The 10,611-nt window shown below is 67.5% G+C and carries 8 protein-coding genes; 5 read left to right on the top strand and 3 right to left on the bottom strand.

The window, feature by feature from the left end:
* Positions 1 to 311: carboxyl transferase domain-containing protein (locus G7Y85_RS13430; protein WP_277817166.1), on the top strand; the 311-nt coding region annotated here is incomplete at its 5' end.
* A gap of 120 nt (positions 312 to 431) precedes the next feature.
* Here the strand turns inward: G7Y85_RS13430 and G7Y85_RS13425 are convergent.
* Positions 432 to 1,070: a glutathione S-transferase family protein gene (locus G7Y85_RS13425; protein WP_166257907.1), complete on the bottom strand. Its 639-nt coding sequence runs from the start codon at positions 1,068 to 1,070 to the stop codon at positions 432 to 434.
* Between the two features lie 285 nt (positions 1,071 to 1,355).
* Between G7Y85_RS13425 and G7Y85_RS13420 the strand changes: the two genes are divergently transcribed.
* Entirely contained in the window at positions 1,356 to 2,147 is a 792-nt protein-coding gene (locus G7Y85_RS13420; protein ID WP_166257905.1) for a class I SAM-dependent methyltransferase, read from the top strand.
* Here the strand turns inward: G7Y85_RS13420 and G7Y85_RS13415 are convergent.
* Both G7Y85_RS13415 and G7Y85_RS13410 read right to left on the bottom strand, forming a co-directional pair.
* Positions 2,110 to 3,054: a mechanosensitive ion channel family protein gene (locus G7Y85_RS13415; RefSeq protein WP_166257903.1), complete on the bottom strand. Its 945-nt coding sequence runs from the start codon at positions 3,052 to 3,054 to the stop codon at positions 2,110 to 2,112. The two genes, G7Y85_RS13420 and G7Y85_RS13415, sit on opposite strands and share 38 nt — an antisense overlap.
* A 66-nt stretch (positions 3,055 to 3,120) precedes the next feature.
* A complete protein-coding gene (locus tag G7Y85_RS13410; RefSeq protein ID WP_166257901.1) occupies positions 3,121 to 6,258 on the bottom strand; it encodes an ATP-binding protein in 3,138 nt (1,045 codons plus the stop codon).
* 259 nt (positions 6,259 to 6,517) lie between these two features.
* On the opposite strand from G7Y85_RS13410, the gene G7Y85_RS13405 reads away from it, so the two are divergent.
* The 3 genes from G7Y85_RS13405 to G7Y85_RS13395 all read left to right on the top strand — a co-directional run bounded on the left by G7Y85_RS13405 (position 6,518) and on the right by G7Y85_RS13395 (position 10,570).
* The gene (locus G7Y85_RS13405) at positions 6,518 to 8,641 is read left to right on the top strand and encodes a PQQ-dependent dehydrogenase, methanol/ethanol family (RefSeq protein WP_206675575.1); all 2,124 of its coding nucleotides are present in this window, start codon (positions 6,518 to 6,520) and stop codon (positions 8,639 to 8,641) included.
* 60 nt (positions 8,642 to 8,701) lie between these two features.
* The gene (locus G7Y85_RS13400) at positions 8,702 to 9,430 is read left to right on the top strand and encodes a S1 family peptidase (protein ID WP_166257899.1); all 729 of its coding nucleotides are present in this window, start codon (positions 8,702 to 8,704) and stop codon (positions 9,428 to 9,430) included.
* A gap of 279 nt (positions 9,431 to 9,709) precedes the next feature.
* The gene (locus tag G7Y85_RS13395) at positions 9,710 to 10,570 is read left to right on the top strand and encodes a dihydrodipicolinate synthase family protein (protein WP_166257897.1); all 861 of its coding nucleotides are present in this window, start codon (positions 9,710 to 9,712) and stop codon (positions 10,568 to 10,570) included.
* Positions 10,571 to 10,611 lie beyond the last annotated feature (41 nt).

The following is a 10,611-nucleotide window of genomic DNA, read 5'->3' as shown; positions in this document are numbered from 1 at the left end:
TCATGTTCGCATGGCCGCAGAGTCAGATCAGCGTGATGGGCGCCGAGCAGGCCGCCAATACCCTCGCCGACGTCAAGATCCGCCAGCTCGCCAAGCAGGGCAGGAAGCTGACGCAGGCCGATATCGACGCGATCCGCGATCCGGTGCTCGGCGAATTCAAGCGCAAGCAGAGCGCCTACTGGTCCACGTCGGAAATCTGGGACGACGGCATCCTCGATCCGGTCGATACCCGCAACGCCCTCGGCATGGCCATCTCCGCCGCGCTCAACACGCCGATCGAAGAGCCGCGCTACGGGGTGTTCCGGATGTAGGCGATGCGGCGGCAGCGACGACGTCCGGTCGCTTTGAAAGCGATCGGCCTGTCTCCTTCAAGGCGGTACGCGCGTTGAAAAAAGCTTTCGGAAGTTTCGTGATGAAACGCGCTGCCGTCGCTATGCCGCCGGTCTCTGCAAAGCCCGCGCCTGCCCCCAGGCCGGCAGCGCCTGCATCTCGGCGAGCCAGCGCTGCAGGTTCGGGTAGTCGGCGATCGGCATCTGCGCCAGCTCGGCGCTCGACAGACTCGGGGCGACGGACAGGTCGGCGACGGTCATGCGCGGACCGGCGAGACAGGCGGTCCTGCCGAGCTGGCCGTCCAGCACCGGCCCCAGGCGCGCGAACAGCTGGCGACCGCGTTCGAGCTCGGCGGGATTCGGCTCGCCGAGGCTGAACAGCTTCTTGACGACGTTCTCGAACATGTAGATCGCGCAGGCCGGGTCCCAGTGGCTGCTTTCCCAGAATTGCCATTTGATCGCCTGCATGCGCCCGTTCAGATCGGCCGGCAGGTAGCCGGACTCGGGCTTCAGCGAGGCCAGGTACTGGACGATCGCATTGGATTCCCAGAGCGAGAAGTCGTCGTGCTCGAGCACCGGCATGCGCTGGTTGGGATTGAGCGCCGTGAAGCCCGGCGTCTTTGTGCCGCCGTTTGCGAAATTGACCGGCACCAGTTCGTAGTCGACATCCAGCTGATGGGCCGCGAACAGCACCTTGAAGGCACGCGGAGAGGGCGGGAAGACGTGCAGCTTGAGGCTCATGACGCAGGCTCCGGAGCGGGGCGGATGGTCGATCTTGGCTGGTCCGTGCGGCGGCGGGAAGCCCCCTGGCCGGCGCGCCGGTCGCCGCCGCGCTCCCCGGCCGTGCGGGCGAAACGGCGCTGCCGTATGGTCATCATCCGTGCATGTCGCCGGGGCAAGATGCCGAGGTTCCGGAGTGGAGCAGAATTTGCCAAGACCGGCGCCGGTCCGATCCGGTAAGGTCTGTGCCACGCGCGTGCCCGGTCGGGGTCGGGTTCCAAACAATCTTTCGGGGGAGAGATGTCGATGTCGAAGTCCGCAGTCCAGCTGAACACCAACATCAACGATTTCTACGACGCGTCGATGTTCAGCCCGCATCTGCTCGCGTACTACGGCGGCAGCGACTACACGAATTTCGGCTATCGCACGGCGCCGGAGCAGGACGCGAAAACCGCCTGCGACGCGCTGATGGCGCGACTGGTCGGCTTCATTCCGTCACCGCAGGGCAAGGTCCTCGATGTGGCCTGCGGCAAGGGTGAAACCACGCGCTATCTGTCGCGGCACTACAAGCCCGAGCAGATCACGGCGATCAACATTTCCGAAAAGCAGCTGGCGCGCGGACGCGAGAACGTGCCGGGCGCGCACTTCATGCTGATGGATGCGACCGCGCTGGAATTTCCGGACAATTCCTTCGATGCCGTGGTCTGCGTCGAGGCGGCATTTCATTTCAATACGCGCGAGAAATTCCTGCGCGAAGCGTTGCGCGTACTCAAGCCCGGCGGCCATCTGGTGCTGAGCGACATCCTCATCGCGCAGACCGCGGAAGGCACGCACCAGCGGCGCACCAGCGACAACTATGTCGCCAGTCTCGACGACTACCGCAAGCTCTACGAACGGGTCGGCTTCGATCTCGAAGTGCTCGACGACGCGACCGAATTTTCATGGCGCAATCACTTCATGCATCTGATCAATTTCTCGCACGCGGCCTTCCTCGATGGTCGGGTCACGCGCGAGCAGATGCAGCGCTCGCTCAACCTGTACTACGACCGCGCCGGTTACATCAATCATTACGTGCTGGTCGGCGCGGCGAAGCCTTAGCGGTTCCGGCAGGGGCGACGCTGCCGGTTCTCCGGCGCGACGGGCTGCTGCCCTGCGGCGCGCTGTCGCCCACGGCAGCGGCCCCGTCGGCGGCAGCCGTTGCCGGCGCTTCGCGATAGAGAATTGCCGGCCGGCCGATGCCGGCTGCGGCAAAGCCGCTGACGACGCGCTCGGTGACGTCGGACTCCAGCAGCTTCTCGTTGCGCACGTCCATCACGTAGACCTTGGTGCGCAGGCGCAGCGAAATGTACTGCTCATGTATCACCTCATTGACGAGCACCGACCACGGCCGCTCGAGATAGGCATACGGGCAGGAGGTGATCGCTTCCTGGGCGATGCGCTTGGCGGTTTCGAGGTCCTGATCGATGCCGATGTAGAAGTCCTGCTGGATCAGCATGTGCAGCTGGCCGGCGTTGCCGCTGGAGACGCTCTCGTTGAGGAACTTGTTGTTCGGGATCGTCACCAGATTGTCGTCGAGCGTGGCGAGCCGCACCGAGCGCAGGCCGATCGAGACGATCTCGCCGTAGTGGCCGTCGAAGCTGACGCGGTCGCCGACCTGGAACGGCTTGTCGACCAGCAGCGTGATGCCGGCAATGATCGACGCCGCGAGGTCCTTGAGCGCGAAGCCGATGGTGACGGCGATCGTGCCGCCGAGCGCGATCATCATCTCCTTGGTCAGCGCGAACACCACCGGCACGGCGGCGGCGAACGCGCCGATGTAGAGCATGAAACGCAGGATCGTGACGATCTGGTTGGTTGCCAGCCGGCGATCGACCATGCGGTTGCCGAGCTGCTCGCCGATCTTGTGCAGCAGCTGCACGAGCCCCCAGGCGATGATGATGATCAGCAGCGCGGTCGGAATGCCGCCGGGGCGTATGAACTTGAGAACCTGGCTGGCGTCATCCATGGGTCGGGTCACTCGGTTCGATGCGGGGCCGATAGGTCACGGCGATGTCATTGGCGTTGACGGGCCCTAGACCGCCAGCAGCTTCTGCCGCTGCAGGAAGCGCAGCACGGCGCGGTTCCAGTGGCTGGTGACGCGGTAGCGCGCATCGGCCTCGCGGCTCAGGAAACCCTGGCGATGCAGGAGGTCGAGCGCATGGGCGCACTCGTCGAGCGGAAAACGCAGCGACTGTGCGGCCTCGGCAGCGGTCAGGTTCTCGTGATGGAACAGGCAGGCCAGCACCAGTCGCGTGCGCGTCAGCGTGCCGTCGAGCGCGTGCGCCGGCGGCATCGGAAACAGGCGCACCGTGACCGTGCGCTCGCCGCTGTGCGTCAGCGACAGGCGGAAGAAGTGCAGCGCCAGACGCGGATTGCCGTCCGAGTAATCCCAGACCAGACGGTGATAGCGATCGGCGATGCGTTCGGTGGCGGTGCCGTCGTTGATCGCCGATCCGCGCGCGGGCGCCAGTGTCACGCCATTGATCAGCAGCTGGTCGTAGTCGGCGGTGTAGCCGGCGTAGGCCATGCGGGCGGTGATCAGCGCCGCGATCTCGCGTTCGGTCCACGGCGTCATGCGCACGACGCGGTCGTAGACCTCGCGGCCGGGCCGGGTACGCTGCAGATATTCGAACGGCGGTTTGGCGAACGCGACGACCCACAACACGCGCGGCAGCGTCTTCTGCGCGATCCGGATGAACAGTTCGTAGCCGGCCAGGCCGCCGACGGCGCGCAGCATCAGGTTCTGCGCAAGATCGATCATCACCACCTGCGGCGGCGCCGCCAGCACCGCGGCGATCAGCTCGTCCGGCGCCGTGCCGTCATCGAGACCGAACAGCCCGCAGAGAAAGCGGCGGATGTCGTCGGCATCGGTCATGCGCGATGCCGGCGTGGCGATGTGGCACGGCAGCGTGTCGCCGAGTTTTTCCTGCAGTGCCAGCAGCCAGGTGGTCTTGCCGGCGCCGCGTTCACCGCTCAGCGCGATCATCGCGCCCGGCCCGCCTTCGCGCAGGCGTTCGCCGATCGTGGCGATCTCCGGCAGCTGCGTGTAGCGGTCGATGCGCAGATCGTCGGTCGCCGGGTCTTCGCTGAGCGCCGCCTGCAGGTCGGCCGGCAGCAGGCCGGGATCAGGCGCTGCCGGCTGGTGCCTGGACTGGCGTTCGAGCTGGCGGCGAAACAGATAGGCGAGCGCCTTGCGTGTCTGGCGAAAGCCGAGCGCCAGATCGCGCGCCCAGATCCAGACGCCGCGCGCGGCGACGAAACCGAAGGCGGCGACGGTCACGGCCAGACCGTAGCGGTGGCCCTGGCTCTTGCGTACGTGTTCGGCGAGCCGGCCGGTCGGTGACAGGCGCAGATACGCCTGCGTGACTTCCGTGCGCCAGTCGTGGATCAGTCGCCACGCGACCAGGAACGCGCCGACCGCGGCGACATCGCGCGCGATGCCGTACAGCGCACCGCGGCCGAGCAGCACCTGCGCGATGATCAGATACGCGTAGACGAACAACACCAGTTGCGCGACCAGCCGCAGTGATTTGCGAATCTTTTCGCTCAGCAGCGGATCGACGGCACGATAGCGTGACACCGCGGTCAGCAGCACGCGGTGGATGAAGGCCAGCGCCAGCGCATACCAGGCGTAGGCGTATGCGAGCTTGCGGATGGTCGCGAGTTCCGGCGCGCCGGCCGCGTCGCGCAGCAGCTGGTCGAAGATCAGGTAGACGCCGAGCAGCACGACCAGCTCGTGCGCGATGGCGATCAGCATCTGCATCAGGCGATCGACACGCAGCATCAGCGTGCGCGGCTGCACCTCCTGCGCCGACAGCCAGTTCTGCGCGCGCCGCAGCCAGGGCCGGCTGTTGCGACGCACCCACGACAGACCGACCAGCAGCACGATCAGCGTGGCCAGGCCGACACCGACGCGGCCGGCAGCGAACACGTTGTGCAGCAGGCTGGTGAAGCTGCGGACGCGATGCAGACGCTGCACCGGATACCAGCGCGCCATCAGGCGCAGATGCGCGATCTCGCTGGTCAGCCGTTCGAGGCCGTTGCTGGTGAAGCCGGTCGCCTCGGCGCGCTGCGCATCGGACAGCATCGGCAGCAGCGCGACCCGACGTGCCTGCAGCGTACCGAGGGTGTCCATCACGTCATTGGCGCGCTGGTAGCGGTCGTCCGTTTCGCGGTTCTGCAGGTCGAGCTGATCGGCGGCGATCTTGCGGCGCAGCTCGGCGATCTGCGCATCGTCGCCATCGCCCGCGCCGTCGGCATCCGCATCGCCGTTGTCGGCCAGGGGCGGCACCGTCGAGTCGCTGTTGAGCGCGCTGAGCGCCTGATCGGCCTGCGTGCGCAGATCGCGCAGATCGCCGCGGATTTCGACATACAGCGCATCGGCGGTGGTGGCCGGCAGCGGCGGCCCGCCAGTGACGGTGGCGTAGCGGTCGAGCAGTTTGCGGCGCTGTTCGAGCCGCGCCTGGGCGTCCTGCGTCCAGGTCTGGCGCAGCGCCGACAACTCGCTGGAATACGCCAGCAGCCGCGCCAGGCGGTTGGCGCGTGCGCGTTCGACGCGATTGCGCGTGTGGCTGGCGTCGGCGAGCGCCTGGTCGCGAGCCTGTTCGCTGGCCGCCAGTGCGTCGGCAGCCGCCTGCTGTTCTGCCGCCAGACTTTCCTGCTGATGGCGCAGGCGATCGCGCTCCAGCAATGCGTCACGTCGTTCGACCGGCAGTTTCAGAAACGCCAGGCGCAGGCGATCGCGTTCGATGCGCAGGCTGTCGATGTCGGCCTTGTCGGCGAGCGCCGCGTCCGGCGGTGGCGCCGGTTCCACGAGCCGCTGCTGCAGGCTCAGCACGCGTTGCGCGACGGCGGCTTCGTCCTTGAGATCGATCTCGAACAGCGACTGCAGTTCGGTATGTGCCGGCAGCCGGTCATCGAGCAGGGCACGCAGATCGGCGATCTCGGTGCGCAGCTGATTGCGCGCGGCCTCGTCCGGCGACACCGTGGGTACTGCAGGCGTCGCCGCGGGGGTCGCGGCGCTTGCGGCGGCCGGCGCATGCGCCGCGCTGACCGGCGCCGATGCCGGCACGCGCGCCGCTGCCGCGCTGGCCATGGCGCTGTTCAGCAGGGCGGCGACCAGCAGTGCCCGGCACACCCGGCGTCGCCAGCCCGCTTGTCGTCCTTTCAAGACCTCTCCCCTGAACCATGCGTCTGTTTCATGCGGGATCTTGCGTGTGCCCCGGCCGCATTCTGCGCTCGTCCGGCGACAGGAAGATAGCCGAAGCCGCTGAAGCGGCGCGCGGCAGCGTGGCGCCGCAGCATTTGCGCAGGCAAAACAACCGTCCTACCCGGACGGGCGGGGCGCCTTCCCGGCCTCTCATGGTTAGACTCGCGCTGTCGCGCCGCAGAGCGCGGCCACTGTACGAGAACCGATCGAGGAGAAGATCATGCGAAATCCGATACGGCCGTGGCCGATGCTGTCCTGCGCCTTGCTGGTTGCCTGCGCGAACGGCTTTCAGAGCCAGGAACCTGCCGCCGCGCCGCCGCCGGCACCAGCGAACGCGAGCCTCGGCGATCCCGGTGCCTGGACGAGCACCGGCCGCGATGCCGCCGAGCAGCGTTACTCGCCGCTGACGCAGATCGATCAGAAGAATGTCGACGGGCTCGGTCTGGCCTGGAGCTACAAGCTCGACGTCGATCGCGCCACCGAAGCGACGCCGGTCGTCGTCGACGGCATCATGTACGTGACCGGGGCCTATTCGATCGTCAGCGCGCTCGATCCGCGCGACGGTCACGAACTGTGGAAATACGATCCGAAGGTCTCGCGCGATGTCGATCGTCAGGGGTGCTGCGATGTCGCCAATCGCGGCGTGGCGGTGGCCGGCGGCAAGGTCTTCGTCGGCGCCTATGACGGCCGCCTGATCGCGCTTGACGCGAAGACGGGCGCGCCGCTGTGGACGGCCGACACGGTCATCGATCACAAGCGCAGCTACACGATCACCGGCGCGCCGCGCGTCATCAAGGGCCGTGTGCTGATCGGCAACGGCGGCGCCGAATTCGGCGTGCGCGGCTACGTCAGCGCCTACGACGCCGATACCGGCAAACTCGACTGGCGCTTCTACACCGTGCCCGGCGATCCGTCGCAGCCGCCCGAGAACGAGGCGATGGCACTCGCCCGCGCCACCTGGTACGGCGATCAGTACTGGAAGTTCGGCGGCGGCGGCACGCCCTGGGATTCGATGGCCTATGACCCGGAGCTCGACCTAGTCTACATCGGCACCGGCAACGGCGTCGCCTGGAACCGCAAGGTGCGCAGCGACGGCAAGGGCGACAACCTGTTCCTGTCGTCGATCGTCGCGCTCAAGCCGGAGACCGGCGAATACGTCTGGCATTACCAGACCACGCCGGGCGACAGCTGGGACTTCACGGCCACGCAGAGCCTGATCCTGGCCGACCTGAGCATCGACGGAAAGTCGCGCAAGGTCATCATGCAGGCACCGAAGAACGGCTACTTCTACGTGCTGGACCGGACCAACGGACAGCTGCTGTCGGCGAAGAACTTCGTCAAGCTCACCTGGTCCAGCGGCATCGACATGCAGACCGGACGGCCGATGGAAACGCCGGACGCCGACTGGACGAGCGGGCCGAAGCTGATCTTCCCGGGGCCGCTGGGCGCGCACAACTGGCAGCCGATGTCGTACAGCCCGCAGACCGGGCTGGTCTACATTCCCGCGCAGCAGGCGCCGGCGCTCTACGCGCCGGACAATTCGCAGACGTTCAAGGGCAAGGGACTCTGGCATCTCGGCTCGCAGCCGATCGCGCTGCCGGAAAAACCGAAGGAACTGCAGGGCATCGCCGATCTCTACAAGGGCCAGCTGGTGGCCTGGGACCCGGTCGCGCAGAAGGCCGTGTGGACGCAGGACTACGCGACGATCTGGAACGGTGGCACGCTGGCGACCGCCGGCGGTCTGGTGTTCCAGGGCACGGCGGACGGCCGTTTCGTCGCCTACGCCGCCGATACCGGCAAGAAGCTCTGGGAAACGCCGGCCGACACCGGCGTGATGGCCGGGCCGATGACCTACACGATCGACGGCCAGCAGTACGTCACGGTCGAAGCCGGCTGGGGCGGCGCCTTCCCGCTCGCGCTCGGCGGCATCTCGACCGTCGCGGCGGTCAAGCCGCAGGCACGCGTGCTGACCTACAAGCTCGGTGGCAGTGCGACGCTGCCGGCCGTCGATCTGGCGCCGGAAACGCTGCCGCCACCGCCGCCGGTCACGGCCAGCGCCAAGGTCGTCGGCCACGGACGCGAGCTCTACAACCGCTACTGCGGCATGTGCCACGGCCCGGACGCGATGAGCGGCGGCGTGATTCCGGATCTGCGCTACCTGACGGCGGACAAGCACCTGCTGTTCAACGGCATCCTCGCCGGCGCGTACGCCAGCAAGGGCATGCCGGCAATGATGGACGTGCTGAGCGCGGACGACGCCGATGCGATCCACCAGTACCTGATCCAGCGCGCGCACGATCTGCAGAAGCAGCTCGCCGCCGGGAGCGGCAAGGCCGGCGGCTGAGACCGCCGGCCCGCGGTCGCGGTGCCGCCCGTCAGGGGCGGCGCCGCGTACCATGGCGCCATGACGGAATCCGTACTGTTTGCCGCGACCCGCATCGGGACCTTCAAGGGAACCCAGCCGCTGACCAATGCCAGCGGGTTCTTTTTCGAGCGTGACCGGCGTCTCTACGTCGTCACCAGTCGCCATGTCGTGATCGATGCGCCGAGCAAGCACTTCCCGGATCGCATCGAACTCGAGATCCATCTCGACGAGAAGGACCTGACGCGGACCACCGGGTTTTCGATCCCGCTGTACGCCGACGGCAAGAGCATCTGGCATCAGGGCCGCGATTCCGGCGGCGAAGTCGATGTTGCCGTGATCGCGCTGGATCGCGCAGCGCTTCCGAAATTCCACGTGATCCGGGCCTTCGCGCCGGCCCAGTTGCAGGCTGCCGACGAGCGCATCGAACTCGGCAGCGCGCTGATCATTCTCGGTTTCCCGCTGGGTTTTCACGACACCTTGCACCACCTGCCGGTGGCGCGGCAGGCGGCGATGGCCTCGGCGTTCGGCATCCGCTTCCAGGGTGAGGGGTATTTCCTGACCGATGCGCGCACGCATCGCGGCACCAGCGGCGCGCCGGTCCTGATGCGCGCGCCGCACAAGCCGCGTGACGGCTCGCTGCCGTGGCGCCTGCTCGGCGTGCATTCGGCGCAGATCGACATGGGCAATCGCGACCAGCAACAGGACGAATCGCTGTCGCTCAACTGCGCCTGGTATGCCGACATCCTGATGACGCTGACCGCACGCTGAGACGGCCATGCGATGTCGGCGCGATCGGACCGACGCCTCGTTGACGTCCGGCGCGGGCGCTTCCGATAATGCGCGCATGCACACCCCGCGCCATCTACTGCTGATCGATACCGGCCGTCATGCCGGCGCGATCGCTTGCGCGCAGCAGAAAAAACTCACGCCCACCTGACCGGGGCGTGGGCTCCGTCAGGCACGCTGGCGGAGTCGTGGTAGAGCAAATTTCCATCGTCCGCTCGCTTGTCTGACCGTTCGCCGGTCGGATTTCGAATGGAGCATCACATGGAAAATTTCACGGGTATCTGGGTTCCGCTGGTCACGCCGTTTCGCGAAGGCGGCGCGATCGATCACGCGGCGCTGCACGCGCTGGCCCGCCACCTGGCGCCACACGTCGCCGGCTTCGCGGTCTGCGGATCGACCGGCGAGGCGCACGCGCTGGACGACGAAGAGCAGCTGGCCGTGCTCGACACGGTCGGCGCCGCGGTGCCGGACTCGCGCATCGTCTTCGGACTGGGCGGGCCGAACCGCGCGCACCTGCACGCGCAGATCGCGGCGCTGCGCACGCGGCGGCTCGCCGGCCTGCTGGTCGCGCCGCCGTACTACGTGCGGCCGTCGCAGCCGGCGATCGTCGACTACTTCCTCGATCTGGCCGACGCGTCGCCGTGGCCGCTGATCGTCTACAACATTCCGTACCGCGCCGGCGTGGCGATGACGCTGGCCACCTTCGAGGCGATCGCGAGCCATCCGAACATTCGCGCCGTCAAGGATTGCGGCGGCGATCCGGCGCTGACGCTCGACCTGATCACGCGCACGCCGCTGACCGTGCTCGCCGGCGAGGACGGCAATATCCTGACGACGCTCGCGCTCGGCGGCGGTGGCGCCATCGCGGCATCGGCGCATGTGTACGCGGAACGCTATGCCGCGATGTTGGAGGCCGTCACAAGCGGGCACCTCGATGACGCGCGCGGGATCTTCCACGGCCTGTGGCCGCTGATGCGCACGCTGTACGAGGAGCCGAATCCGGCCGGCGTCAAGGCGGCGCTCGCCCTGCAGGGGCACATCGACCGGCGTTGTCGGGCGCCGATGCAGGCGGCCTCGGACGCTTTGACGGCGCGCATCGGGATGCTGATGGCCGCGATGTGACAGCGGCGCAAGCCCCGACCGGTCTGCCGTATCGATCGCGA

This window comes from Solimonas terrae (assembly GCF_011067135.1).
GTDB classification, from domain to species: Bacteria; Pseudomonadota; Gammaproteobacteria; order Nevskiales; family Nevskiaceae; genus Solimonas; species Solimonas terrae.
Note: the sequence above shows the minus strand (reverse complement) of the source record. Positions and strands in the feature narration are given on the sequence as shown.